The organism is Flavobacterium sp. I3-2 (genome assembly GCF_013389595.1).
In the GTDB taxonomy this organism is placed as follows: Bacteria; Bacteroidota; Bacteroidia; order Flavobacteriales; family Flavobacteriaceae; genus Flavobacterium.
The window spans coordinates 1,484,344-1,509,325 of the sequence record NZ_CP058306.1 but is presented as its reverse complement, the minus strand read 5'-3'; the positions used below and the strand labels follow the sequence as shown (position 1 = coordinate 1,509,325).

Sequence of the window (24,982 nt, the reverse complement as noted above, 5' to 3'; positions counted from 1 at the left end):
AAATGAAATTGAATTTTCAAAAACACAATAACAATTTAAGATATTTTTTCTTTATATCAAACCATAAATCAACTTTCTAGCCCAGATTGCAGCGGCATTCTTTTACGAAATGAAATGCAGTAAAAGATATAGCGGAAAGCTGGAAATAGCTTCAAATAAAGATTCCTCCTAACGTCGGAATGACAGTAAAAAACATAATGTCATTCTATGTTTGCAAATAGTTATTTTTAAATATTGTAAATCGAGAAAGAAAAGAAAGGGTAAAGAAGTAAGACTATTGATTGTCATTCTATGTTTGCAAATAGTTATTTTTAAATATTGTAAATCGAGAAAGAAAAGAAAGGGTAAAGAAGTAAGACTATTGATTGTCATTTGTCATATAAGACCGTTCAGAATGTTAGTTCCTTTACCCTTACTACAAAATTTGGACAGAACATTAGGTTATAAAGCCTGTATTTAGAATAGGTAAATTAGTGTAGTAATTTCTTTTCTGATAAAACATTTTATGTATGTGTAAAATTATTGGAATTGACATTAGCAAACAAACTTTTGATGTAAGTTTTAAGCGAAAAGAACGATGGGATTATTTTGTTTTTCCTAATGAAGAAAAAGGATTTAAACAGTTGTTAAATTTGATAGAACAAGTAGATTGGGTTGTTATGGAGGCTTCGGGCAGTTATTATTTCCCATTAGCTACTTTTTTAAGCAGTCGGAATATTAAAGTTTGTGTAGAAAATCCTTTGGTGATCAAGCGTTTTAGTCAGACAATGCTTTATCGTGCTAAAACGGACAAAAAAGACGCAAGAACAATAGCCGAATATGGTGAAAAGTATGACTTGAAACAGTGGGAACAAGAAAGTGAAAATTGTACGAAGCTTCGACATTTATACACACGAGTTGAACTGTTAAATAAACAAATCCAACAAAACAAACGCCAATTAGAAGCCTTTGAAAGCAGTGGTTCGTTAGACAAATTTTTAGAAAAGACTATAAAAAAAGATCTTTCCAATCTTGAAAAAACCAAACATAAAATCGAAGTAGAAATGGAACGATTAGCAAAACAGCAATACGGTCAGACTATCGAGAATATTGAGAGTATTCCAGGCATAGGTAGAAAAACCGCAATGATGCTATCTTTGATAACCGATAACTTCAAGAAGTTTGAGAATTATAAACAGCTCATCGCTTATGTAGGGTTTAGTCCCAGAATATATCAAAGTGGAACCAGTGTAAAGGGAAAAGGACATATTTGTAAAATGGGTAAAGCACAAATCAGAAAGTTGCTTTATATGTGCAGTTGGTCAGCTAAACATTGTAACAAAACTTGTAAAGAAATGTACGACAGATTGAAAAGCCTTGGAAAACCAGAAAGAGTAATTAAAATAGCTATTGCAAACAAACTATTAAAACAAGCGTTTGCAATAGCTAAAGCGAATGGTAAATATCAAGAAAATTATTGTTAAAATAGTTGCATAGAAACACAGAACATTCTGAGCGCAGTGAAAACGAAGTCGAAGAATCTTGCTTAGAGATTCCTCGTTACCTCGGAATGACAAGAAAATAAAAAACCTGCAAGAAAATCCTTACAGGTTTTGTTTTATGATTTATTTGCTAATTGACCGCAAGCGGCATCGATATCTTTTCCGCGAGAACGACGTACTTTAGCTACAATTCCAGCATTTTCTAAAGCTTTGATGTACGCATCAATGGCTTCTGGAGCGGCTTGTTGAAATTCGCCATCGTCGATAGGGTTGTATTCAATTAAGTTTACTTTACATGGTACGTATTTGCAGAACTTCACTAGAGCATCAATCGATTTTTTATCGTCGTTGATACCGCCCCAAACCACATATTCGTAAGTAATTTTACTTTTTGTTTTACGGTACCAATATTCCAATGCTTCTCGTAATTCTGGTAACGGGAAACTTTTGGTAAACGGCATGATGTGATTTCTGATTTCTTCAACAGCAGAATGCAACGAAACGGCTAATTTGAATTTCACCTCATCATCGGCCATTTTCTTAATCATTTTTGAAACTCCGGATGTTGAAACGGTGATTCGTTTTGGCGACATTCCTAAACCTTCGTCTGAAGTAATCATGTCAATGGCTTTCATTACGTTGTTGTAGTTCATCAACGGTTCGCCCATTCCCATAAATACAATGTTAGAAAGCGGACGGTTGTGATACAAACGACTTTCTTGGTCGATAGCAACCACTTGGTCGTAAATTTCATCTGGTGCCAAGTTACGCATACGTTTTAAACGAGCAGTTGCACAGAAATTACAATCTAAACTACAACCTACTTGCGAAGAAACACAAGCTGTAGTTCTGGTTTCGGTTGGAATTAAAACCGATTCTACTACCAAACCATCATGCAAACGAACGGCATTTTTAATGGTTCCGTCGTTACTGTGTTGCATCGTATCTACTTTTATGTGATTAATCACAAAGTGTGCTTCGAGCATGTTTCTGGTTTCCTTTGAAAGGTTGGTCATGTCATCGAAATGATGTGCGCCTTTACTCCATAACCATTCGTAAACTTGGTTTCCACGAAAAGATTTATCGCCTTGAGAGACGAAGAAATTTCGCAAATCTTCTTTGCTTAATGAACGGATGTCTTTTTTTGTCGTTTGCATGGTGCAAAGTTAGTATTTTCGATTGATATTTTTCATAAAAAAAAGTGAACCTAAACAAGTTCACTTTTAAATCTTTATCGTTTTTTTATTTTGCTAAATATCCGCCATCGATAGGATAATAGGTTCCAGTTGCAAACGAAGCTTCGTCTGATGCTAACCAAAGTGCCAATGAAGCCACCTCTTCTGATTTTCCTAATCGTTGCATCGCATGTTGCGTTTCTAAATATTTTAAAACTTCGGCAGGTAAATTGTCATCTACTAAAGGTGTCGAAATAAAACCGGGACCGATTGCATTGATGCGGACATTTCTTGTTCCGTATTCCCAAGCTGCAGATTTTGTTAAACCAAGAACTCCGTGTTTTGCTGCAGAATAAGCAGATGAATTTGCGAAACCAACATATCCTAAAATTGATGCCATGTTGATAATACTACCGCCTACTTTTTCGATTTCTGGTAATTGATAATGCATGCCATAGAAAACTCCGTTTAGGTTGATGTCAATCGTTTTTTTCCAACCTTCGATAGACATTTCTCCAACAATGTTAGCTTCTCCTCCAATTCCGGCATTGTTAATAGCAATATGTAAAGCGCCAAATTTTGCAACCGTTTCTTTTACAATCCTTTCGTTATCTGAAGGTGAAGCTGCATCTGCTTTAATGAACAAGGTGTTTGATCCTAATTCTGACTCTACTTTTTTCCCTAAAGTTTCATTCAAATCGGTAAAAACCACTTTTGCTCCTTCTTGAACAAAACGATCAACAATTGCTTTTCCAATTCCAGAAGCACCACCAGTTACTAAGGCAACTTTATTTTCTAATCTTTTCATTATTTTACTTTTTTGATTATCTAAAAATACGCAAAAAATTCGGCTTAAAACCTGATAACAATCATATTTAACTAAAAAACAATCGAAATTCAGAAAAAATAATTTTATTAAAATAATGTATCTTTGCAAAAAATAAATCACATGCATTTTATTTCAGAAGAATTAGAAAATTATGTTGCGCTTCATTCAGAAAATGAACCTGAAATTTTGCAACAATTAAATAAAGAAACGCATCAAAAAATATTACAACCAAGAATGCTAAGCGGTCATTTTCAAGGACGTGTTTTGAGTATGCTTTCGAAAATCATTCATCCGAAACATATTTTAGAATTAGGAACTTATACTGGTTATGCGACTTTATGTTTGGCTGAAGGTTTACAGGCCGACGGAACGGTTGATACGATTGATATTAATGAGGAATTAGAAGAAATTCAAGAAAAGTATTTCAACACATCGGAATATAAAGGCCGAATTTTCCAACACATTGGTGATGCCATTGAAATAATCCCGACGTTGAATAAAAAATTCGATTTGGTTTTTATTGATGCCGATAAAGAAAACTATATTAATTATTGGAATCTGATTGTACCGATGATGAATAAAGGCGGTATTATTTTATCGGACAATGTTTTATGGAGCGGAAAGGTTTTGGAAGAAGTTAAGAAGAACGATAAATCGACGCCGATTTTATTAGAATACAATCGAATTACAAAAGAAGATCCAAGAGTCGAAACGGTTTTATTACCTATTAGAGATGGACTTACGGTTTCTCGAGTTTTATAAATACAAAAAACGCTTTCTTAATTGAAAGCGTTTTTGTTTTGTTTATCTGTAAGATTAAATCTTTTATTTAGGTATTTGAATATTTGAAAGAAAAACAATCCTGATAATCCTCCAAAAATAAAGCCACATAAAATATCACCTGGATAATGTAATGCTAAGTAAATTCGGGTATATGCAAATAACAACGGAAAAAAGAAAATAATCCAAGCGTATTTGTAATACTTTCTTAAAACTGCAAAAAGAATTACCATAGCTCCCATTGAGTTTGATGCGTGACCTGAAAAGAAACTAAAGCTTTGGGTATTTTTCAAAACACGAACCATTCCTTCAATTGCTGGTTCATTAAGTGGTCGTAAGCGTTGCACCGAATTTTTTACCAAATTGGTCATTTGGTCTGTGAAGGTAAAGAACAATGCTAAAATCACAATCAGTAAACCCAACTGTTTCCATCCTAATTTTTTATATAATAAAAATAATAGTATTACGAAAAAAGGCCACCAATTTAATTGCTTAGTGATGTACAACCAAAACGGATCCCAAGTTTCTGAACCAAAACTATGTAAATAAACTAATAATTGTTGATCTAATTGAATAATTGAATCTAGCATTATTTCATACGTTTAATTGGACCAGTCATGTTTTCGATATCTTCTTGTGTTTTCTCGATTTCGTTTTGAACATCTGCTAACGGATTAAAATGATCCATTTTCATTGAATCTCTTAACTCGTCGTATCCAACAGATTTTTTAAGTTCATCTATTTTTACGGATTCTTTAATATCTTCAACAACACCAGATTCCTCAACACTTTTTGTAATTTCGTGTTTAATATCGTTTGTAGCATTTTTGATTTGAGCCATTCCTTTTGCTAAACCACGAGCAATATCAGGGATTTTGTCTGACCCAAACAACATTAAAACTACTGCTATGATTACGAATAATTCTCCTCCGCCTATTCCGAACATTTTATTTATTTTTTACAAAGTTAAGTAATTCATTTTTATTGTTGATATTCTTTAATCATTTCTAAATACATTTTTGCTTTTAAAGGTAACAAGAATTGTAATTGATATGAATTACGTCTTTTAACTGCTTCAACAACATCATAATCATCCAAAAGAAAATAACCAAAACCACCGATATATTCTTTCGGAATTTTCAATTCATCAATAAAATAGCTTTCGCTCATTGAGCTAATCATTCGCTCAGCCATGTCATTTTGTTCTTCTAATTCGATTGCTTTTTTTAGCATTTTGGTTCTTCCAGAAAGTAAATTAATTAATTGTGAAATTGGACCACCTGAAGTTGCAGTATGTAGTTTTTTATAAACACCTGCTTTTCTTTTTTTAGCATCTAAATAGGCACTTCTTTTTAATGTTCCATCGATTACAAGTTCTTCTAATGTATTTTCATTCGGTTCTAATGAAATGTATAAAAATCGGCTTTGAATATCGCTTGGTGTTACTACAATATAAATAGGTTTAAAATTTTCTGATGAAAAAACAACAGTATCGTTTACTGCAATTGGCAATTTGAAATAACCTCCTTTTTCAGAATAAACCGTCTTGTTAAGACTAACATTTTGTATGGCAACATCATTTAAATCAAAATATTTTGCAATAATTCGACCGTTTTTGATGACACGTTCTTGTGCTTGAATTCCAACGGAAAACAAAAACATAATTGCTAAAAAAAATCTTAACTTAAATATCATTTTTCAAGTTCCTTTATAATTTCTAAATATTCGATGGCTTTCTGACTCATCAAAAACTTCAATTCAGCTTTGCTATAAGCGCTAATCGGTTTTGATAATTTTTTGTCTTGGGTTATAAAAAAACCAAAACCTTCAATGTAAACTTTTGGAATATGTAATTCATTTACATAAAATTCTTCATCGAAATTATTGATAATTCTCCGCATCAAAAGTTCTTCTCGTTCAAATTCTAATGCTTTTTTTAACATAGCTGTCCGTCCTGATAAAGCATTTACAAATCCATCAATTGAAACAAGACCGGCCGAAGTAGCCATTGAAGAAGCCGTATGTAATTTTTTCTCTGTTGGTGTTAATTTTTTTCTAGGTTTTATAATTCCTAAAGATTCTGCTGTAATTTTTCGTTCAATAATCATTTCGTCCAATGTATATTCTGAAGCTTCCATCGGAATAAACAAAAGCTTCTTAGAAAAATCAGATTCTTTTATCACACGTCTAATTCCTTTTAAATTTACCGAAGCAAAAATCAAAGTATCATTTGGTTGCATTTCGATTTTAAAATAACCTCCCTTTTCTGTAGTTGTATTTTTTCTTGCCGAAATATTTTCAATATAAATACCTTCTAAATCGCGAAATCTAGAAACCACTTTTCCTTGAACTTCAGTCCGTTGTTGAGAAAAACAATTCGTAAGGGACGTAAATAGAAACAATAAAAATATTAGGTATTTATGTGTCATTTGATTATTTTAAGCTAAAGTAAAAATATTCTTTAATAAGTTAAAGTTAAATGTAATTGTTTGTAAAGTTATGTTAAAAGAAAATAAGCTAATTTTGTAATTCAAACTGAATATAATGAAAAATTTAATTATAGCAAGTACTTCTACTGTTTTTGGATTGGGATATTTGGAATATTTATTACCAACCTTAGAAAATCATTTTAAAAACGTAGAAACCATCGTTTTTATTCCGTACGCAAGACCAAATGGAATTTCTCATGACGAATATACCGAAAAAGTTACTGAGGCTTTTTCTAAAATCGATAAAAAAATAATTGGATTACACACTTTTGAAAATCCGGCTGAAGCCATTACCAAAGCACAAGGTATTTTCACAGGTGGCGGAAATACATTTTTACTTGTAAAACAATTGCATCAAACTGGTGTGATGACAGCCTTAAAAAATACTTTATTAAAAGGCATTCCGTATCTAGGATGTTCTGCCGGAAGCAATATTACAGGTTTAACCATGGAAACTACGAATGATATGCCAATTGTTTATCCACCAAGTTTTCAGACTTTAGGAATGGTACCGTTTAATATCAATCCGCATTATTTAGACCCAATTGAAGGCTCGACACACATGGGAGAAACTCGTGAAACTCGAATTAACGAATTTCATGCTTTCAACACGCAACCTGTTTTGGGATTACGTGAAGGAAGTTGGTTGGAAGTTCGCGGCGCAAAAATCACTTTAAAAGGAACATTAACAGCTCGATTGTTTCGTCAAAATCAAAAACCAATTGAATTAGAATCTGAATCAGATTTATCTAATTTATCTTAAAACGGTCTAAACAGACCGTTTTTTTTTTATAACTTTAATTCAACCAAACACTTATATTAATATGAATCACAAACGAAGTTATAGAAAAACAAAAGCCTTTTTAATAATTACAATCAGTATTGTAACGCTTATAAGTCTTATTTATTTGATAATATATGTAAGATATCCGTTACAACGCGAGCAAGTATTAAATCATTATTTATTTTCAATACTTTTCGCATCTCTTTGTTTTTCTGTAGTTTCAATTGCTTTTGCAAACTTTTTAATTAATAATGGAGAAGAAAGAGAACGTCAAGGTTTATCTTTTTCTAAAAATCCAATTCGATTAAAAAAAATCACATTAAACACATTTATCGTTCTAGCTGCAATTACCTATTATTTTTGGGATAACATTTTAGATTTTGACTTATTAATGAAAGAAGAATATTCATATTTTTATAATGCGCGATATATAGATTCTAGTGTTTCTTATGGAAAATATGCATCAAACACCCGTTGGTATTATACTTTTGTAAATACTGAAAACGATACAATTGTTTTAAATAGTCAATCTGAAAATCTGACAGCATCAAGATTGGAATTGAATACCGATAATTTAAAAGTAAGTTATTTACCAAACACAAAACGTTTGTGGAATATTACAAAAGATTAAAAATTTTAAACCTATCTGATTATGAAAAATTTCTTTATTATAATGTTTCTTGTTTTTAGTTTTGGATTTATTGCAAATGCGAAAACGAAAAAGATATTTGGTCGGGAGCTTATGCAATAAGTTATCAACCAAAAGATAGTGAAGTTACAATTGCAATTGACACTTTAATTATCGCTCCTTCAAAAACTTTAACAGCAGATGAAGTTCCTAGTAGATTTGAAAGCGATTTAAAGCGTTGGTCAATTCGTTCGATAAATAAATTAAATGATGAAAAAAAGATCAGACGTTTTTTATTTGATTCTGAAAATAATGAATACGAACAATTTGGCTGGACCGATTTATACAAACAAAATAAAATTGAATGTATTGACGCAGGACATTTTTTTATTTGTTACTCTAGCCTAAAAGGTAAAATAAAAATTGGTAATGAAAGTATTTTTACCGAGACAGGTATTTTTGGAATCAGATTACATTTTGGACTTTTTCATCTTAAAAAGCTTACCATTTTAAATCCAAAAAACTCCTGATTTCTCAAGAGCTTTTATAAAAATTACTTATACAAGACGCTTTTCTTATTTTCATCATAATCCAAATGAACCCTGATAATATCGAAAAAACAATAATAGTCATTGCCAAAAATTCAATCATCTGAACCAAAAAGTTAGATTGAACTTGCTCAGCATCCATTATCCAACCAAACGACACCAAAGCAATCGAAATTAAAAATATATAAATTATCGCATTTTTCATAGATAGCCATTTTATGATATAAACGTAATTTAGAAAAATTTATTGTTTGTAATTACAACGTTTTCATATCAATTACAAAACGATATTTCACGTCTGATTTTTGCATACGAACATAAGCTTCGTTAATTTCATTCATCTTGATAACTTCAACATCAGAAACCACACCGTGTTCACTACAAAAATCTAACATTTCTTGCGTTTCTTTAATTCCACCAATTAAAGAACCTGCAATATTTCTACGTTTATTAATTAAAACGCCTCCATGAACTCCCGGAAGTGGTTCAATCGCACCAACCATACACATGGTTTTATCTAATTTTAAAAGTAATAAATATGGATTTACATCATGTGCAACCGGAATGGTATTTAACAAGAAATCGAAACTGTAATTGTGTTTTGCCATTTGCTCAGAATCTGTAGAAATTAAAACCTCATCGGCTCCTAGTTTCTTAGCATCTTCTCCTTTCGACTCAGAAGTTGTAATCATGACAACACGTGCGCCCATTGCTTTAGCAAATTTTACGCCCATGTGCCCCAAACCTCCTAAACCAATAATTCCAACTTTATCACCTTTTTTTACATTCCAATGACGTAAAGGAGACCAAGTAGTAATTCCTGCACATAATAAAGGTGCAACCGCATCTAACGGTAAATTAGTAGGAATTCTTAAAACGAAATCTTCTTCAACAACAATGTTTTCAGAATATCCGCCATAAGTAATTCCACCGTGTTTTGACTTTTTAGAATTATAAGTTCCGGTAAAACCATTTTCGCAATATTGTTCTAAACCTTCATCACACGAATGACAATGCTGACAAGATTCTACCATACAACCAACTCCAACTAAATCGCCAATTTTGTATTTTGTTACTTCAGAACCAACAGCTTCTACTCGACCTACAATTTCGTGTCCTGGAACAGATGGATAATTTGTTGGTCCCCAATCTGATTTTGCCGTATGTAAATCGCTATGGCAAACACCACAATAATCGATTTTTATAAAAACATCTTTAGGACTTAAATTTCTTCTTTCTATAGTATGTGGACCTAACGGCTCAACCGCATTAAAGGCAGCAAATGCTTTTGTACTCATTTTATTTATTTAATTATTTAAACTATTCAAAAATCAAATAGATTTTATAAAGTTACGAAAATCCATTTTCTTTAGGAAATTTCGCATGCTGAGAATTTCAGAAAAACCCTTAACTTGTATCAACCTTAAAACAAACCACTTATGCACAAATTAATCACTAAAGACTTTGGTTTAAAATTAGCCGAAGAAACCCGCACAAACTTCATTTTTTATCCTAACAAAATGTGGCGATTATTTAGTGTTTTGTTGTTTTTTATATGTTCGACTTTTACATTCTTTTTTTCGTTTATTCAAGATTTTGAAGTAAATATCGTTCTAATAATACTTGTTTTTATTTATACAATTTTAAGTATTATTATGTATTTGGTGAGCTCAAAAAAAATATCTGTAAATAAAAAGACAAATCGAATTCTAATTAAAAATATCATTTCTAAAAAGGAAATTCGGATTAAAGAAATACAAAAAATCATCAAACTGACAACGAAAGAATATGTTGACATAAATAAATCATGGCGCGTGGAAACGAATATTCGTTATTTTATTGAATTAAATTCAAACGAAAGAATTCAATTGTATTGGCCGTTAAAATTAAATACCAACGCACTTCAAAATTTCGATTTAATCATCCATAATCTTTCAAAATTTTTCAATCTAACTATTCAAGAAGATTATATAGACAAAACAAGAAAATAATATGGAAAAAGAATCTATAAAATGCAATCTAAAAAAATTAATCATTCAAATTGTGATTCCGTTCGATTTGATGTTATTAGTTATTTTACTCATTTATTTCGATGTTTGGAACATAAACGAATATCGATTAATAATCGCCGCTTCAATCGGATACATGATTTATTTACTATATAAAGATGTTGTTTTATTAATAAATTACAAGAAACCGATAATCGAATTGGATTCGGAAGGTATTTTGGATTATGATTCAATTTATGGAAAAATATATTGGAACAACATCGAAAGTGTAAGTTGTGTAACTATTTATCCGTTCTTGATTTTGTACAAAGAAACCGTTGTGGTTCTACATTTAAAAAATAAACGTGCTGCGATGAACAATCTAAAAAACAAAAAAATTGCTGAGAAAGCTTTAATGAATTCGACAGTTCGAATTAACACTTCAAAAATTGACATTAATGCAATTGATTTACAGAAAAAGATTTTAGACTACAAAAAGAGGTTCATTAATAATTAATTCAAAAAAATCAGTAAACTTGTAAAAAAATCAACAAATGGAGAATAAAAAAGAACCTAAAGTTTTAGGTATTGGAAGTGTGATGTTTTTTAGCGAAAATCCTAAAGCAACTCGCGAATGGTATGCTAAAAATTTAAATATGGATGTTAGTGATTGGGGGGCAACTTTTGAAAGCAGAAACATTGACAATCCGGATAAATTAGAATCGACGCAATGGTGCCCGACTAAAGTTGGAAGCGATTATTTTGCTCCGTCAGAAAAACCATTTATGATTAATTATCGCGTGCAAAACATCGAAGGCTTACTTGAACAACTTAAAGCAAATGGCATTGAAATAATTGGTGAATTGATTGACCATGAATATGGAAAATTTGCACATATTCTTGATGCAGATGGCAACAAAATTGAGCTTTGGGAACCAGCAGAATAATTTTGAAAAGCTTTTAATAAATCGAAATATTTTCAATTTGTAATGGTATCTTTGTAGCTTAATTTTCAGCTTTATGGGAAAAGAAACAAAAGAAGGTCTTTATCAAGGAATAATTGAAAAAGACGAAAAAGGAAATTTTTTCTGTGGTCCTTATTTATTAGATTATAAAATGGTTACAGCTAATTTTCAGTTGGGTGATAAAATCAGTATCAAAAAATTAATCTCAAATCCGAGTGATATTTCATTTGAAAAATACCCAAAAAAATCGATAAAGTTTTCATTGGCTAACGGCGATAAACCTACATTAGACTAAATGACATAAAAAAATCCATCGTTTATTTCGATGGATTTTTTTATTGTTCAATTTCAAAAGTCATTTTTAGGTGAGCAAAATTTGAGATTAATTTTTTTGATTCTATTTCGGGATTAGAAAAATCTTTCATCCATATTTCAGAGTATGAAACATGACTATCTGATTCAAACAAACGCAAGTAAATGTTACTTTCATCTTTATTCGTTTGTGATAAAACTTTAAATCCGATAAAAAAGTTTTCATCAGGCAAATCAATATCAGAAATATCAACCTTGAATGCTCCTTTATGATGATGAGGTACGATAAATTTTATTTCACAATCGCTAATCAAATTTCCTAACTGGTCATCTTTATCCATTTCATAAACTAACAATCCTAACTCAACATCTATATAATCTACATTAAATTGATATCCTGAAAGCACATCAACGAAATCAACAAAAGCAGTATTAAAATAAAAACTTACTGATTTTACTTTCCCTTCAGGCAGTTGATTTACACTTGTTACTATAAATTCACCTTGAGAAATACTATTAAAAGCCGGTTTACCCGAAATTTTATGTTTCTTAATTTTTTTCTTCTTCTTTGATGTAATTTCTAATTCTTCTAAAGTAGTTTCCTCAATCGTATTCTGAGCAAATATTGTTGATGAACAAATGAATATCAATGTGAGTAAAAATATTTTTCTAATCATGTTATTGTTCAATTTCAAGAATAGTTTTTAAAGCATTACCACTTTCATGCATCCTAATAAATTGTTCATTTTCCTTTTTTTCAGATATATATGAAAAATTTAAATCAGAATAACACAAAAGAACATTATAAAAACTATCATAGTATTTAACATCAGACAAAGCTTTAAATCCTAAAAAGAAATTATTTGAAGGAAAATCAATTGACGAAACATCGATTTTAAACTCACCTCTGTGATTCGATTTCACAGTAAATTTCACTTCAGAATCACTAATAAGAGTTCCTAAAGTACCATCCTTCTTCTTTTCGAAAACTAGAATACCAAAATCAACATCTTTGTATTTATATTCATAATTTTTATTATCCGATTTTCTTAAATAGGGAACCCAAATATTAAAATAAAAAGTAGCCGAAATAACTTTACCTTTAGGAAGATTTTCAAAATAAGTAACAATAAAATCATCCTTTGATAGTGAAGTGTAACCAGCAAACTTCGCTTTCATTTTAATTTTTTTAATTCGTTGCTTCTTTTTGGTAATTTGTATTTTTTCAATAGTTTCTTGAGGAAATATTGTTGATGAATAAAGGAAAATCAATGTAAGTAAAAGTATTTTTTGAATCATGTTATTGTTCGATTTCAAGAATAGTTTTTAAAGCAAAAGGTTGTTGCGCAAGAACCACAGATTTATCTTTTGATTTTTCATTTGGTAAAAAAGTCTCGTAGGAAAAAGTTTTTTCCGATTCGCAAATTCTGATAAAAAAATTACCTTCATCTGCATTACACTCTGATAAAACTTTCATTCCAAGAAAAAACGAATCTTCAGGAAAATCAATTGACGAAATATCAATCTTTAATTCGCCTTTATGTTCTTTTTTAACTGTAAATTTCACTTCACAATCGCTGACTATCTTCCCTAAAGTTCCATCCTTTTTCATTTCGTAAACTAAAATACCTAAATCGACATCTTTATAATTTGTTTTAAATTCATCATTAAGTGAATTAAGAAGATTAGGCGCCCACGTATTAAAATAAAAAGTTGTAGATAAAATTTTACCTTTAGGCAAATCATCATATTTGGTGATAAAAAAATTATCTTTTGAAAGTACTTGAAATTCGGGATTTAATCCATCGATTTTATATTTCTTAATTTTTTTCTTCTTTTTTGAAGTGATTTTTAGTTCATCTAAAGTGGTTTCTTCAATGGTATTCTGTGCAAATAGTGTAAATGAACATATAAAAACTAGTGTCAATAATAACAAACGATGTAACATATTTTCTTTTTAATCATATAATTAGCAGATTAAATGTAATTAAAAAAGCCAACGCAAAACGTCAGCTTTTGAATATTTTAACATTTATTGATTTTAATTTTTTCCAGCAATAGTTCCAATTAAATATCCAATCATATAATCGTCAGAAGAGCTTGAAGGTTTAGCAGTCAAATAATCAATGGTATTAAAAGCTAACCAAGATTCTATTAATGCTTTGTTTTCAAAATTCATCTCATTAATGGTAATCGATTCTAAATAATTAAAATCTTCATTGAATTTTAAAGTTGCTTTAGCGTAAAATTCATGTTTACTTTGTCGCTTTCCATTTCCTAAAAAAACTTCATTTCCTTTGCGCCAAAAAAACATGGTTGTTCCATCAGTTAATTTCAATTTAGATTTTGAATACTTTGCAATTTTCTGATTTTTATTAAAAACAGATTTATCTTTAATTGCAATTTCATTGCTTTCAAAATTCAAATCATTCTTTAATGGAATGGAAACGATTTCTCCGTTTGAAAGCTTTAATTGACTTTCATTAGCATTAAACTTAAGAACTTCGATGGTCTGTGAATAACAAATCACATTCAAAAATAAAAAACTCAATAAAGTACAAATTCTTTTCATAATACTATTTTTAATCATTAATTAGTTAACACTACATCAATAATCAAACCACAAAAAAATCCACCTTTAAAAAATGATGGATTTATGAATATACTTATTATGTTATTATTTTAGTTTAGAAACTCCCATATTCCAAAGTGTGAACGCTTGAATATCGGCATTTTCGTTAATGGTTTGTTGCACTGATTTTCCAGCTCCGTGACCTGCATTTACATCAATACGAATCAACACCGGATTTGTTCCGTCGTTCTTCGCTTGTAATTCAGCAGCAAACTTAAAACTATGCGCCGGAACCACACGGTCATCGTGGTCACCTGTTGTAATCATCGTCGCCGGATATGCAACTCCTGCTTTTACATTATGCACTGGCGAATATCCTTTTAAATATTGAAACATTTCTTTAGAATCTTCAGCTGTTCCGTAATCATAAGCCCAACCTGCACCTGCTGTAAAGGTATGATAACGTAACATATCTAAAACGCCAACTGCTGGTAAAGCAACCTTCATTAAATCTGGACGTTGCGTCATGGTTGCTCCAACTAACAATCCTCCGTTAGAACCTCCACGAATCGCTAATTTATCAGAAGACGTGTATTTGTTATCAATTAAATATTGAGCTGCTGCAATGAAATCATCAAACACATTTTGTTTTTGCATTTGCGTTCCTGCGTCGTGCCACTTTTTACCGTATTCTCCTCCTCCGCGTAAATTTGGAACAGCGTAAATTCCACCATTTTCTAACCAAACCGCATTGGCAATACTAAAACTTGGCGTTAACGAAACATTGAATCCACCGTAAGCATAAAGCATGGTTGGGTTGGTTCCGTCTAACTTAGTTCCTTTTTTATAAGTGATGATCATCGGAACTTTGGTTCCATCTTTAGATGTATAGAAAATCTGTTTTGATTCGTAATCTTCTGGGTTGAATTTTACTTTTGGTTGTTGATAAACATTTGATTTCCCTGAAGCAATATCCATTTTATAAATGGTTCCAGGTGTGATGTAATTCGTAAAAGAATAATACAAATCTTTAGCTTCTTTTTTATCTCCAAAGCCAGAAGCTGTTCCTAATCCAGGTAATTGAATATCACGAACTAATTTTCCATTATAATCGAATTGTTTCACTAACGAAACCGCATCTTTCATATAATTAGCAAAGAAATAACCTCCTGCTTTTGATAAGTTTAAAACGTTTTCTGTTTCAGGAATTACATCTTTCCAAGTCGATTTATTCGCTAACGTAGCAACATCAGCCACCATCAATTTTTGATTTGGAGCTTGATAATTCGTAACGATGTACATTTTTCCGTTTTTCGAATCAATAATAGAATAATCGTTATCAAAACCAGTTACAATCGTTTGGATTGGCGCGTTTGGTTTATTTAAATCTTGAATATATAATTCGTTTCCAGAAGTTGCATTTGCAGTAGTAATCACCAAATAATTTTGATCATCCGTTACGTAACCTCCAACATATCTACGTTTGGTTTTATCTCCAAAAACAACTTTATCTTCTTTTTGAGAAGTTCCTAATTTGTGATAGTATAATTTATGTTGATCTGTTTTTGCAGAAAGCTCACTTCCGGTTGGTTTATCGTAACTTGAATAATAGAATCCATCGTTTTTGTACCAAGAAATTCCAGAGAATTTAACATCGATTAAAGTTTCTCCAACAACTGATTTATCTTTAGCGTTTAACACGATGATTTTTCGCCAATCACTTCCGCCTTCAGAAATCGCATAAGCAACTAAACTTCCATCTTCTGTAAACGAAACATCAGCTAAAGAAGTGGTTCCATCTTTAGAAAATGTATTCGGATCTAAGAAAACTTCTTCTTTTCCTGATTTATCCTTACGATATAAAACCGACTGATTTTGTAATCCGTCGTTTTTATAATAATACGTAAAATCACCTTCTACAAAAGGAGCCCCGATTTTTTCGTAATTCCATTTTTCTTCTAGTTGCTTTCTTAAAGCTTCACGATACGGAATTTTGTCTAAATAAGCGAAAGTAACTTCATTTTCTGCTTTAACCCAAGCAGCCGTTTCTTCAGATAAATCGTCCTCTAACCAACGGTACGGATCCAAAATCGATTCACCAAAATAAACATCTACGACAGAATCTTTACGTGTTTCTGGATACGTTAATTTTTCTTGCATATTTGTATTTTCTGTTTTATTACAAGACACAATCATTGCTGCAATAAAAATGGAACTGACTAATTTCTTCATTTTTAATTTTTTAAACTTATGCAAAATAAAAAAACTTGCCGAGATGGGCAAGTTTTAAATTTTCTATTCGTTTGTTACTTTTTGAATAATCTTAATTGGTCGATCTACAATTCTTCTATTATTATAAATATCAACTGCAATAACTCTTAAATTATAGTTACCAACTGCTGTAGGAATAGAATCAGTACTCATTAATGGAATATTGACACTATGATCACTTTCTAAACTTGTGTAAAGTGTATTTAACGCAATTTCTTTTTCGTAAGTAAATTCACCTACAATTCCAGGTTCTTCGTGATAAATTTGATACGCATAAGCAGCAATTCCATATTCATCTGTTAAACGAAATTTCATTTTAATCGGATCGCCTGTTTCAAAAACTTGGTTTTCTAAAGGATTGACAATTTCTATAGTTGGAGCATCTGAATCTCCATCACTTGAACATGATCCTAAAAACAATGCACTAGTCACTAATAAAAAAGTATATAAGATATTTTTCATTTTAAATTATTTTAAGTTCTCAAATGTAACAACAAAAATCGTGCAATTAAAATTTAATTAATGATTATGTTCGTGTCCAATAAAAATTTCAACAAATTGTTGACTTTGATTTCCGGCTGCATCAATACAGAAAACACCTAAATGATAATGATCTTCTTTAGCATTTTCAGGAATTAAAATTGAATAATCTATTTGATGTGATTTTGGATTTCCTTCGATTTGAAAAACATTTTCATAAGTAAAAGGAATCGAATTATCTAAAGCAGCTGTTCTATGTTCATGTCCGTCTCCTGCCGAATGTATTTCGACTTTATAACTTGTTAAAGCGGTTTCGTCTTGTAATAAAGCTTTAATATTTAAGTTTGATCCTGGTTCAACTTCTTGATGATCGGTTGGACTTTGAATCGCAATCGTTGGTTTTTGAGTATCTAATTCTGACGAATCACTATCTGAGCAAGATACAAATGCTATAGAAACAAATAATAAACTGAATAACTGTGTTTTGATATTTTTCATTTTTAAAAATTTAAAGGTTAAAATGGAATTTGAATCATCAATTGAACATTTCTTCCTAATTCTGGAATTTCAATAGCTCGATAAAAACTCGCATGATTGTAATATTTTGTATTTAATAAATTATTGCCTTGCAAACGAACAACAGGTTTTAGCTTTCCAATGTTAATTTCAGATTGTAAACCTGCACCAAAAATGGTATAACCGGGTGTTTTTTCTTCGTTCTGAGCAATTCGATTCTGAGCACTTGCCCATTTAGTATTTATATAAACTTTAGATTGTTTGGTAATTTTTGAATCTTTAAATGCATACGAAAGTTCTGCAGACAAATTAATCGGAGTTGAAAATGGCAACGGATAATTTCCTTTCGGATTATCTAATTGTTTGTTGTACAAATACTCAAAAGTTGCGTTTAAAGTAAACGAATTCCATTTTTGTTGCAACGCATATTCAAATCCTGTAATCAAAGCTTTTGATTGCGAATATTCATAAACTTGTCCGCCATGCGGAAGCACCGAAAATGTTCCGGTTGGTTTTAAGAATATGTAATTACTGAAATAATATACATACGGACTTAATGTTGATTTAAAATTTCCGTTTTCAAAAGTTAATCCAATTTCAGACGAAACACCACGTTCTACCTTCAAATTCGGATTACCTTTTTCATGACGAAAAGCTCCATGATGAATTCCGTTTGCACTTAATTCCATTGCAGTTGGCGCTCTGAAATTTGTTCCAACATTAAAATTCCATTTCCATTTTGGATGCATCACATACGAAAGTCCGAAAGCAAAATTAGTTTGCAAATACGTTTTATGAACATCTGAACTTCGCTGTGCATTTTCTTTAGCAACCGTTTCAGTTTTTCCGTTTGATACTAAATAATCATACAAAATCGAATCAAAATAACCTTGCGTTTTCATATCGATATAATCCAAACGAGCACCAAAATCTAAAGTTGTTTTTGATGAAACAAACCACTGATGATTGGCATAAAATGCTAAATTATTTCGGTTGTATTCAGGAAGTAAATAACTATAACCCGAAACATTATTTTGCTGATAATTTTGTTGGAATCCAAAAGTGGTTTCGTGGTTTAATCCGGTTTCAAACGAATAATTTACTTGCGAATCTAAGGTATTTAAAACAAAGTCCAATTCTAAATTCGGATTTACACTTGGCGCCGTTTGATTGCTATAATGCGAATGAAACAAACTCCATTCTTGACGGTGATTTTGCTGAAACGAAAAAATCGCATTCCATTCGCTATGTGGCTTTTTCCATTTGTTTGAACTCGTAACTTTAAAATGATTTACGGTTTGATACGGAAAACCAACATCGCGATAATTACCATCATCTGCAACAGCTCCAACAGAAGGAATTCCGTGAGCACCAGCAAAAAATCCGATTTTACTTTTTAAGTTCGAAACACTCAAAATCGACTGAAACGAATCCGAAACATAACCACCTTGTAAATACACCGAATATTCATCTCCGGCGGTATTTTTCATACGATTATTGTAAATCGGGATTTTGGTATTCAAGTAATTCACTTCGGAAGTTGGCACTTTAAAATCGGCATAATCAACACCCGAAAATTTGGCCTTAAAAAACCAGTTCTCATTTCTATGCTGAAAATTTACAGAAGCTCCCAAAGCATCATTCACCGTTTTTCCATGAAAAATCACATTTCCTGAAGTTGTATTTTCTTGCGGAATTTTCTCGTTATTAATTCGGATGACACCACCAATAGCATCACTTCCGTAAGCAATAGCACCAACTCCTTTGATGACTTCAACTTCTTCGGCTTGCAATGCATCAATTTCTAAACCGTGGTCGGCGCCCCATTGTTGCCCTTCTTGTTTGATTCCGTTTTCGGTAACTGCAATTCGCGTAAAACCAAGTCCGCGAATCATAGGTTTTGAAACACCCGAACCGATTTCCATAGCAGTAACACCAGCTACATTTTCTAACGATTTAGCTAAACTTCCAGCGAAATTGTCTTTAATTTGATTAGATTTAACTGAAATACCATTGTACGTTTTTGGCTGATTGGTTGAAATAACCAATTCATCTAACATCTCATCTTCGGTAAACAAAACAACTTCAACAAACGTAGTTTCAGGAACATTCACAAAAACATCCTGAGTTTGAAAACCGTCTAATTTTACACGTAGATTAAATGAACCGCTTGGAATGTTTTGAAGTTCAAAAGTTCCATCGGAATTTGTAGTCGCACAATAAGCATTCCAATCGATGTGACATTTATTTAATGGCATTCCGTTTGCATCCACAACTTTACCTTTTAAAGTATTTTGCGAAAACACGATTACAGAATGAATTAAACAAATGATTAGGATTGAAATTCGCATCATTTATTATTCAAAAATTAGTTTGTAAAAAATCTAAAAATTAAATAAACGCAGGTGGTCCGCGTAGAAACGAATGTTGAATTATAGAATTTTCGAAAGTGATTTCAGAAAAGAAATAATCTTGAGAAAATTCAGTTGAATTAAAAAAAGTATAGGTTAAAAATTCAGTCGCAGTAAACGGACTGAAAGTAAAATCACAAACGTGACAATGTTTTTTATCTAAATGTTGGTGATTGTGGTCGGAATGGTCATCAACATACGAATGATTGATTTCTTCTAAAACATGCGTAAACGAATGCACAGACTGATACATGATAGTACAAACCACCAATATCGTCATAAACAAATTCGAAAACAGCATTTTTTGTTTCATAGCTACAAAGGTAGAACTAGAATTTTAAAATCAACCATTTACGATTAAGAATTAACAAATCTTTAAATCAATTTTGCTTTTTAGCTTTATAAATATTCTTTGAAATAAACATATAGTAAATAATTCCGGTCGCAGCCGATGCACTACAAAACAGAAAAAGATTATGAAATTGATTATTAAAATAAGTTGCCATAAATCCAGACAAAACCATTCCTAAACCAATTCCTAAATCATAAAAAGAAAAGAAAGTAGAATTTGCTGTACCGCGTTGGTCGTTGGTTCCGATATTTACAAACATGGTTTGATAGGTTGGCGAAGCAATTCCGTACCCAAAACCAATAAATAAAGCAGCTATAAAAAATAAAACATCTGAACTTGCTAAACCAAAAAGCAAAAAACTCAACGCAATAGTAGCTTGAGAAGCAATCATCAATTGATTTACGTAACCTTTGTCTAAAAGTTTGCCGGCAAAGAAACGAGTAGCCATCATTCCTACAGCCATAAATAAGAAAAACAAACCGATGTTTTCAACTCCTAATTGCATACCGTATTTCGCAGCATAGGTAAATAACATGCCGTAGCAGATAGCGATGAATAATAAATTTATTCCGATTGGAATAGCTGGTTTTAAAATAAATCGGTCTAATGAAATCACACTTTTAGCTTTAATTTCTCTTGTAGGAACATTAATTAGTAATGCTGTTATCAATCCGACAATTCCGAAGAAAATGGTGCTGTAAAAATTATAATCAAAATTAAAATGTTCATACAAATACAATCCGATAAACGGACCGATTGCCATGGCTAAAGTAGTTGTTAACCCGAAAAATCCGATTCCTTCACCACGTCTTTTCGCAGGAATTACATCAATTGCAATCGTACTGCTCGATGTGGTAATTATACTCCAAACACCGCCATGCATCATTCTAGCAATAATAAAAAGGGTAATGGTCGAAGCCCACATATATCCGAAGTAAACGAATACAAATAAAAAATAAGCGATAATATAAACTTTTTTACGAGGAAAAGCGTCCACAATAAAACCAGAAAACGGACGTAAAAGCAAAGTCGCAATGATATAACTTGCTAGAATCAATCCGGTTTCTGATTCGGTTGTATGAAAATGTTCTTCAATATAAAACGGCATCGTGGTTCCGATTAGATAGAACGCAAATGCCATTAAAAAGTTAGATATGTTTGTTAGGATAAAATCCTTACTCCAAAGTTTTTCCATCATTAATATTAAAAACGAAAAGAAGTTCTTGATAAACAAGAACTTCGATGTATATATTTTGTGTGGTTAAAAAATTAACCAATTAATTTATTTGCTAATAAATATTCTGCAATTTGAATAGTATTTGTAGCTGCTCCTTTTCTTAAGTTATCAGCAACAATCCACATGTTTAACGTGTTTTCTTGAGATTCATCTCTACGGATTCTACCTACAAAAACTTCATTTTTACCTTCTGCATATAACGGCATTGGATAGGTATTAGTGTCGGTATTATCTTGAACCATAACTCCCGAAGTATCTTGAAGTAATGCACGTACTTTAGCTAAATCGAAATCGTTTTCAAACTCGATATTAACCGATTCGCTATGACCGCCAATAACCGGAATACGAACGGCAGTTGCAGTTACTTTGATTGAATCGTCTGCCATGATTTTCTTAGTTTCTAAAGTAAGTTTCATCTCTTCTTTAGTGTAACCATTATCTAAAAACACATCACAATGAGGAATCGCGTTACGATGAATTTGGTATTTATAAGCCATTTCACCTTGTTCGCCGTTGTATTCATTTTCTAATTGCTGCACCGCTTTTACACCTGTTCCTGTAATTGATTGGTATGTTGAAACCACCACACGTTTTATTTTATAAGCTTTATGTAACGGAGCCAAAGCCATAACCAACTGAATGGTTGAACAGTTTGGATTTGCAATAATTTTATCTTCTTTTGTTAAAACATTTGCATTGATTTCTGGAACAACTAATTTGATATTTGGATCCATTCTCCAAGCAGATGAATTATCAACAACCGTTGTTCCTACTTCGGCGAATTTCGGAGCCCAAACTAAAGAAGTTTCTCCACCAGCAGAAAACAAAGCTACATCTGGTTTCATTTCTACGGCTGTTTGCAAATTTACTACCTTATACTTTTTATCCTTATATGAGATTTCCTTACCAACCGACTTCTCTGAAGCCACTGGAATTAATTCTGTTACTGGAAAATTGCGTTCTGCTAACACTTTTAGCATAATTTCGCCAACCATTCCGGTTGCGCCTACAACTGCTACTCTCATAATAAAAAATATAATTTAAAAATTTGCTTGGCAAAAATAGTTATAAATCAAACATCATTTACAACTTCTAAGAAAGTTATAACATCATTTAACAAAAATTAAAATCTTTAACCTGAAGTTGTAAAGTAACTTTATCTTTCCATTGATTTTCAGATAACGAATACACCAAATTCATCAATCGTAAATTTCGAGTTTCTTGATACAAATGACCTTTACCGAAAGCGATCGCTGGGAAAGGTTTTGAATCATTTTGTTTTACAAACATTTTTAAATGCTCGTTATTTTTACCCAATCCTTGTGCATTTCCGGTATCAAAAACATTCGGAGTTAAAAAAACAGGAGTCATATTTTCAGGTCCATGCGGTTCGAACTGTTTTAAGATACGGAGCGTTTTATCATCCAAATCATTAAAATCCACAATCGCATCGATTAAAACTTCAGGCTCTTTGAGTTCTTCAGGCATGGTTTGTTTCACCACTTCTTCAAAACGAGCTTTGAACTTGGGGTAATTTTCTTCAGAAATCGTCATTCCAGCAGCATACATATGTCCACCAAATTGAATCAAATGTTCCGAACAAGCTTCTAAAGCTTGATACACATCAAAACCTTTAACCGAACGAGCCGAAGCTGCCAAATAATTCCCACTTTTAGTAAAAACCAAAGTCGGACGGTAATGTGTTTCAATCAAACGCGAAGCCACAATTCCAATCACCCCTTTGTGCCAAGTTGGGTCATAAACAACCGAAGTTGCAAAATCAGTTTCGTTATTATCTTCAATTTGTTGTAAAGCCTGAATGGTAATTTCTTTATCCAAATCTTTTCGGTGCGAATTAAAATCGTCAATTTCCTTAGCAAATTCAATGGCTTGTTCTAAGTTAAATTCCGACAATAATTTCACCGCATAATTCCCGTGTTTGATTCTTCCAGCTGCGTTAATCTTAGGAGCGAATTTAAAAACCACATCGGTGATGGTGAATTCCGAAATCGAATATGCCTGTTTTAAAGCTAATAATCCCGGCCTTGGATTAGAATTAATCACCTGCAAACCAAAATGTGCTAAAATGCGATTTTCTCCTGTAATCGGGACAATATCGGCAGCAATTGCCGTAGCAACCAAATCTAAATACGAAACCAAATCTTCTGTAGATTGATTGCGATTTTGACCCAAAGCTTGAATCAATTTAAAACCAACCCCGCAACCGCACAATTCTTTATACGGATAATTACAATCTTTCTGTTTGGCATCTAAAACCGCTACCGCATCGGGTACTTCATCACCAGGTAAATGATGGTCGCAAATAATAAAATCGATTCCTTTAGCCTTTGCGTATTCAATTTTATCCATCGATTTGATACCGCAATCCAACGCAATGATTAATGAAAATTCGTTATCTTCTGCGTAATCAATTCCTTTGTTCGAGATGCCGTAACCTTCCAAATATCTATCTGGAATATAAGTATCAATATTTTCTGCTATTTCAATTGACAAAGATTTCAAATAAGCCGAAACCAACGAAACAGCAGTTGTTCCATCCACATCATAATCACCAAAAACCAAAATACGCTCGTCGTTTGCCAAAGCAGTTTCAATACGTTGAACCGCTTTATCCATATCTTTCATCAAATACGGATCGTGTAAGTCGGCTAATAAAGGTCGAAAAAAAGCACGCGCTTGTTCAAACGTTTCAATACTACGTTGCACCAACAAAGTCGCAATAAGTTCATTCACTTGCAATTGTTCTTGCAAAGTACGAACCGCATTTCTATCAAGCGAATCATTAATCTTCCAACGCATGGTAAAAATTTTAGATTAGTAAAGTTACCAATTCTTAAGCAGAATAAAAATTGATTTTAGGGCAATTCCTTCCACTGCGTTACAGGTCGGGCTGTTCGTACTCGTTTTTTCCAAATTAAAAATTTGCAAAAGAGCTCAAACAAAGCTACCATCTCTATTGCAAAACGCATTTAAGAGAAAACATAACAGCATCTGTTATAAATATTACTTTTATAATATTATATATATATAATTTTAATTTATTCTAGAATAAAGTATAAGTTTCAGTAAATAAACAGCGTATAAATCGTCAAAATCCAACTTATAATTGTATGATGAGCTAGTATTATGTTATTTTTAGTACA

Annotated in this window: 28 protein-coding genes; 8 read left to right on the top strand and 20 right to left on the bottom strand. The window is 31.8% G+C overall.

The genetic code is table 11. The features are described 5' to 3' along the window. Nucleotides 1–509: 509 nt before the first annotated feature. Nucleotides 510–1,463, top strand: a complete 954-nt coding sequence (locus HW119_RS07080) for an IS110 family transposase (protein WP_177761900.1) — start codon at nt 510–512, stop codon at nt 1,461–1,463. A gap of 134 nt (nt 1,464–1,597) precedes the next feature. Here the strand turns inward: HW119_RS07080 and rlmN are convergent, their stop codons facing one another. Together rlmN and HW119_RS07070 are read right to left on the bottom strand one after the other, a co-directional pair. Next, nucleotides 1,598–2,638 (bottom strand): 23S rRNA (adenine(2503)-C(2))-methyltransferase RlmN, encoded by a 1,041-nt coding sequence (rlmN, locus tag HW119_RS07075; protein WP_177762538.1) that lies wholly within the window; start codon nt 2,636–2,638, stop codon nt 1,598–1,600. 85 nt (nt 2,639–2,723) lie between these two features. Continuing rightward, a complete protein-coding gene (locus HW119_RS07070) occupies nt 2,724–3,464 on the bottom strand; it encodes an SDR family NAD(P)-dependent oxidoreductase (RefSeq protein WP_177762535.1) in 741 nt (246 codons plus the stop codon). Between the two features lie 141 nt (nt 3,465–3,605). On the opposite strand from HW119_RS07070, the gene HW119_RS07065 reads away from it, so the two are divergent. Then, entirely contained in the window at nt 3,606–4,247 is a 642-nt protein-coding gene (locus HW119_RS07065) for an O-methyltransferase (RefSeq protein WP_177762531.1), read from the top strand. A gap of 17 nt (nt 4,248–4,264) precedes the next feature. Here the strand turns inward: HW119_RS07065 and HW119_RS07060 are convergent, their stop codons facing one another. Genes HW119_RS07060 through HW119_RS07045 form a run of 4 tightly spaced genes read right to left on the bottom strand, consistent with a single transcriptional unit; the run spans nt 4,265 to nt 6,694 of the window. Next, a complete protein-coding gene (locus tag HW119_RS07060; protein ID WP_177762529.1) occupies nt 4,265–4,855 on the bottom strand; it encodes a phosphatase PAP2 family protein in 591 nt (196 codons plus the stop codon). Next, nucleotides 4,855–5,211, bottom strand: a complete 357-nt coding sequence (locus tag HW119_RS07055; RefSeq protein ID WP_177762526.1) for a twin-arginine translocase TatA/TatE family subunit — start codon at nt 5,209–5,211, stop codon at nt 4,855–4,857. The genes HW119_RS07060 and HW119_RS07055 overlap by 1 nt, the downstream gene beginning before the upstream one ends. A gap of 35 nt (nt 5,212–5,246) precedes the next feature. Next, entirely contained in the window at nt 5,247–5,960 is a 714-nt protein-coding gene (locus HW119_RS07050; RefSeq protein WP_177762523.1) for a hypothetical protein, read from the bottom strand. Continuing rightward, nucleotides 5,957–6,694, bottom strand: a complete 738-nt coding sequence (locus tag HW119_RS07045; protein ID WP_177762520.1) for a hypothetical protein — start codon at nt 6,692–6,694, stop codon at nt 5,957–5,959. Before HW119_RS07045 ends, HW119_RS07050 begins: the two co-directional genes overlap by 4 nt. A gap of 115 nt (nt 6,695–6,809) precedes the next feature. On the opposite strand from HW119_RS07045, the gene pepE reads away from it, so the two are divergent. Continuing rightward, entirely contained in the window at nt 6,810–7,517 is a 708-nt protein-coding gene (gene pepE / locus HW119_RS07040) for a dipeptidase PepE (protein ID WP_177762517.1), read from the top strand. Nucleotides 7,518–7,578: 61 nt separating this feature from the next. After that, nucleotides 7,579–8,169, top strand: a complete 591-nt coding sequence (locus HW119_RS07035; protein WP_177762514.1) for a hypothetical protein — start codon at nt 7,579–7,581, stop codon at nt 8,167–8,169. 531 nt (nt 8,170–8,700) lie between these two features. Here the strand turns inward: HW119_RS07035 and HW119_RS07030 are convergent. Together HW119_RS07030 and HW119_RS07025 are read right to left on the bottom strand one after the other, a co-directional pair. Then, nucleotides 8,701–8,919 (bottom strand): hypothetical protein, encoded by a 219-nt coding sequence (locus tag HW119_RS07030; RefSeq protein ID WP_177762511.1) that lies wholly within the window; start codon nt 8,917–8,919, stop codon nt 8,701–8,703. A gap of 52 nt (nt 8,920–8,971) precedes the next feature. Further along, nucleotides 8,972–10,012: an NAD(P)-dependent alcohol dehydrogenase gene (locus HW119_RS07025; protein WP_177762508.1), complete on the bottom strand. Its 1,041-nt coding sequence runs from the start codon at nt 10,010–10,012 to the stop codon at nt 8,972–8,974. A gap of 141 nt (nt 10,013–10,153) precedes the next feature. Between HW119_RS07025 and HW119_RS07020 the strand changes: the two genes are divergently transcribed. The 4 genes from HW119_RS07020 (at nt 10,154) to HW119_RS07005 (ending at nt 11,962) form a co-directional block, all read left to right on the top strand. Then, nucleotides 10,154–10,705 carry a hypothetical protein gene (locus HW119_RS07020; RefSeq protein WP_177762505.1) on the top strand — a complete coding sequence of 184 codons (552 nt, stop codon included), beginning with the start codon at nt 10,154–10,156 and terminating at the stop codon, nt 10,703–10,705. Between the two features lies 1 nt (nt 10,706). Then, entirely contained in the window at nt 10,707–11,219 is a 513-nt protein-coding gene (locus HW119_RS07015) for a hypothetical protein (RefSeq protein WP_177762503.1), read from the top strand. 37 nt (nt 11,220–11,256) lie between these two features. Next, entirely contained in the window at nt 11,257–11,649 is a 393-nt protein-coding gene (locus HW119_RS07010; RefSeq protein ID WP_177762500.1) for a VOC family protein, read from the top strand. A 73-nt stretch (nt 11,650–11,722) separates the two neighbouring features. Beyond that, nucleotides 11,723–11,962: a hypothetical protein gene (locus HW119_RS07005; RefSeq protein ID WP_177762497.1), complete on the top strand. Its 240-nt coding sequence runs from the start codon at nt 11,723–11,725 to the stop codon at nt 11,960–11,962. 40 nt (nt 11,963–12,002) lie between these two features. Here the strand turns inward: HW119_RS07005 and HW119_RS07000 are convergent, their stop codons facing one another. The 12 genes from HW119_RS07000 to recJ all read right to left on the bottom strand — a co-directional run bounded on the left by HW119_RS07000 (nt 12,003) and on the right by recJ (nt 24,638). Next, entirely contained in the window at nt 12,003–12,656 is a 654-nt protein-coding gene (locus tag HW119_RS07000) for a hypothetical protein (RefSeq protein ID WP_177762494.1), read from the bottom strand. Nucleotide 12,657: 1 nt separating this feature from the next. Further along, a complete protein-coding gene (locus tag HW119_RS06995; RefSeq protein ID WP_177762491.1) occupies nt 12,658–13,278 on the bottom strand; it encodes a hypothetical protein in 621 nt (206 codons plus the stop codon). Between the two features lies 1 nt (nt 13,279). Then, nucleotides 13,280–13,927 (bottom strand): hypothetical protein, encoded by a 648-nt coding sequence (locus HW119_RS06990; RefSeq protein WP_177762489.1) that lies wholly within the window; start codon nt 13,925–13,927, stop codon nt 13,280–13,282. A 93-nt stretch (nt 13,928–14,020) separates the two neighbouring features. Continuing rightward, entirely contained in the window at nt 14,021–14,551 is a 531-nt protein-coding gene (locus HW119_RS06985) for a hypothetical protein (protein WP_177762486.1), read from the bottom strand. A gap of 105 nt (nt 14,552–14,656) precedes the next feature. Beyond that, nucleotides 14,657–16,783: a prolyl oligopeptidase family serine peptidase gene (locus HW119_RS06980; RefSeq protein WP_177762482.1), complete on the bottom strand. Its 2,127-nt coding sequence runs from the start codon at nt 16,781–16,783 to the stop codon at nt 14,657–14,659. 63 nt (nt 16,784–16,846) lie between these two features. Continuing rightward, nucleotides 16,847–17,284 (bottom strand): DUF4625 domain-containing protein, encoded by a 438-nt coding sequence (locus HW119_RS06975; protein ID WP_177762479.1) that lies wholly within the window; start codon nt 17,282–17,284, stop codon nt 16,847–16,849. Nucleotides 17,285–17,341: 57 nt separating this feature from the next. Then, nucleotides 17,342–17,800, bottom strand: coding sequence for a DUF4625 domain-containing protein (locus HW119_RS06970; RefSeq protein WP_177762476.1), 459 nt, complete (start codon nt 17,798–17,800; stop codon nt 17,342–17,344). A gap of 17 nt (nt 17,801–17,817) precedes the next feature. Further along, nucleotides 17,818–20,172 carry a TonB-dependent receptor gene (locus HW119_RS06965; protein ID WP_255498058.1) on the bottom strand — a complete coding sequence of 785 codons (2,355 nt, stop codon included), beginning with the start codon at nt 20,170–20,172 and terminating at the stop codon, nt 17,818–17,820. 37 nt (nt 20,173–20,209) lie between these two features. Continuing rightward, complete coding sequence (locus tag HW119_RS06960) at nt 20,210–20,530, bottom strand: hypothetical protein (protein WP_218620399.1); 321 nt, start codon at nt 20,528–20,530, stop codon at nt 20,210–20,212. A 79-nt stretch (nt 20,531–20,609) separates the two neighbouring features. Then, complete coding sequence (locus tag HW119_RS06955) at nt 20,610–21,776, bottom strand: MFS transporter (protein WP_255498078.1); 1,167 nt, start codon at nt 21,774–21,776, stop codon at nt 20,610–20,612. A gap of 74 nt (nt 21,777–21,850) precedes the next feature. Beyond that, nucleotides 21,851–22,843 (bottom strand): aspartate-semialdehyde dehydrogenase, encoded by a 993-nt coding sequence (locus HW119_RS06950; RefSeq protein WP_177762467.1) that lies wholly within the window; start codon nt 22,841–22,843, stop codon nt 21,851–21,853. Nucleotides 22,844–22,931: 88 nt separating this feature from the next. Next, on the bottom strand, nt 22,932–24,638 hold the full coding sequence (gene recJ / locus HW119_RS06945; protein WP_177762464.1) for a single-stranded-DNA-specific exonuclease RecJ: 1,707 nt from the start codon (nt 24,636–24,638) through the stop codon (nt 22,932–22,934). Nucleotides 24,639–24,982: the final 344 nt, after the last annotated feature.

Excerpts from the sequence above, each read along its gene's own strand:
- HW119_RS07080 (WP_177761900.1), top strand. The coding sequence starts at position 510 with ATGTGTAAAATTATTGGAATTGACATTAGCAAACAAACTTTTGATGTA.
- rlmN (WP_177762538.1), bottom strand. The coding sequence starts at position 2,638 with ATGCAAACGACAAAAAAAGACATCCGTTCATTAAGCAAAGAAGATTTG.
- HW119_RS07070 (WP_177762535.1), bottom strand. The coding sequence starts at position 3,464 with ATGAAAAGATTAGAAAATAAAGTTGCCTTAGTAACTGGTGGTGCTTCT.
- HW119_RS07065 (WP_177762531.1), top strand. The coding sequence starts at position 3,606 with ATGCATTTTATTTCAGAAGAATTAGAAAATTATGTTGCGCTTCATTCA.
- HW119_RS07060 (WP_177762529.1), bottom strand. The coding sequence starts at position 4,855 with ATGCTAGATTCAATTATTCAATTAGATCAACAATTATTAGTTTATTTA.
- HW119_RS07055 (WP_177762526.1), bottom strand. The coding sequence starts at position 5,211 with ATGTTCGGAATAGGCGGAGGAGAATTATTCGTAATCATAGCAGTAGTT.
- HW119_RS07050 (WP_177762523.1), bottom strand. The coding sequence starts at position 5,960 with ATGATATTTAAGTTAAGATTTTTTTTAGCAATTATGTTTTTGTTTTCC.
- HW119_RS07045 (WP_177762520.1), bottom strand. The coding sequence starts at position 6,694 with ATGACACATAAATACCTAATATTTTTATTGTTTCTATTTACGTCCCTT.
- pepE (WP_177762517.1), top strand. The coding sequence starts at position 6,810 with ATGAAAAATTTAATTATAGCAAGTACTTCTACTGTTTTTGGATTGGGA.
- HW119_RS07035 (WP_177762514.1), top strand. The coding sequence starts at position 7,579 with ATGAATCACAAACGAAGTTATAGAAAAACAAAAGCCTTTTTAATAATT.
- HW119_RS07030 (WP_177762511.1), bottom strand. The coding sequence starts at position 8,919 with ATGAAAAATGCGATAATTTATATATTTTTAATTTCGATTGCTTTGGTG.
- HW119_RS07025 (WP_177762508.1), bottom strand. The coding sequence starts at position 10,012 with ATGAGTACAAAAGCATTTGCTGCCTTTAATGCGGTTGAGCCGTTAGGT.
- HW119_RS07020 (WP_177762505.1), top strand. The coding sequence starts at position 10,154 with ATGCACAAATTAATCACTAAAGACTTTGGTTTAAAATTAGCCGAAGAA.
- HW119_RS07015 (WP_177762503.1), top strand. The coding sequence starts at position 10,707 with ATGGAAAAAGAATCTATAAAATGCAATCTAAAAAAATTAATCATTCAA.
- HW119_RS07010 (WP_177762500.1), top strand. The coding sequence starts at position 11,257 with ATGGAGAATAAAAAAGAACCTAAAGTTTTAGGTATTGGAAGTGTGATG.
- HW119_RS07005 (WP_177762497.1), top strand. The coding sequence starts at position 11,723 with ATGGGAAAAGAAACAAAAGAAGGTCTTTATCAAGGAATAATTGAAAAA.
- HW119_RS07000 (WP_177762494.1), bottom strand. The coding sequence starts at position 12,656 with ATGATTAGAAAAATATTTTTACTCACATTGATATTCATTTGTTCATCA.
- HW119_RS06995 (WP_177762491.1), bottom strand. The coding sequence starts at position 13,278 with ATGATTCAAAAAATACTTTTACTTACATTGATTTTCCTTTATTCATCA.
- HW119_RS06990 (WP_177762489.1), bottom strand. The coding sequence starts at position 13,927 with ATGTTACATCGTTTGTTATTATTGACACTAGTTTTTATATGTTCATTT.
- HW119_RS06985 (WP_177762486.1), bottom strand. The coding sequence starts at position 14,551 with ATGAAAAGAATTTGTACTTTATTGAGTTTTTTATTTTTGAATGTGATT.
- HW119_RS06980 (WP_177762482.1), bottom strand. The coding sequence starts at position 16,783 with ATGAAGAAATTAGTCAGTTCCATTTTTATTGCAGCAATGATTGTGTCT.
- HW119_RS06975 (WP_177762479.1), bottom strand. The coding sequence starts at position 17,284 with ATGAAAAATATCTTATATACTTTTTTATTAGTGACTAGTGCATTGTTT.
- HW119_RS06970 (WP_177762476.1), bottom strand. The coding sequence starts at position 17,800 with ATGAAAAATATCAAAACACAGTTATTCAGTTTATTATTTGTTTCTATA.
- HW119_RS06965 (WP_255498058.1), bottom strand. The coding sequence starts at position 20,172 with ATGATGCGAATTTCAATCCTAATCATTTGTTTAATTCATTCTGTAATC.
- HW119_RS06960 (WP_218620399.1), bottom strand. The coding sequence starts at position 20,530 with ATGCTGTTTTCGAATTTGTTTATGACGATATTGGTGGTTTGTACTATC.
- HW119_RS06955 (WP_255498078.1), bottom strand. The coding sequence starts at position 21,776 with ATGGAAAAACTTTGGAGTAAGGATTTTATCCTAACAAACATATCTAAC.
- HW119_RS06950 (WP_177762467.1), bottom strand. The coding sequence starts at position 22,843 with ATGAGAGTAGCAGTTGTAGGCGCAACCGGAATGGTTGGCGAAATTATG.
- recJ (WP_177762464.1), bottom strand. The coding sequence starts at position 24,638 with ATGCGTTGGAAGATTAATGATTCGCTTGATAGAAATGCGGTTCGTACT.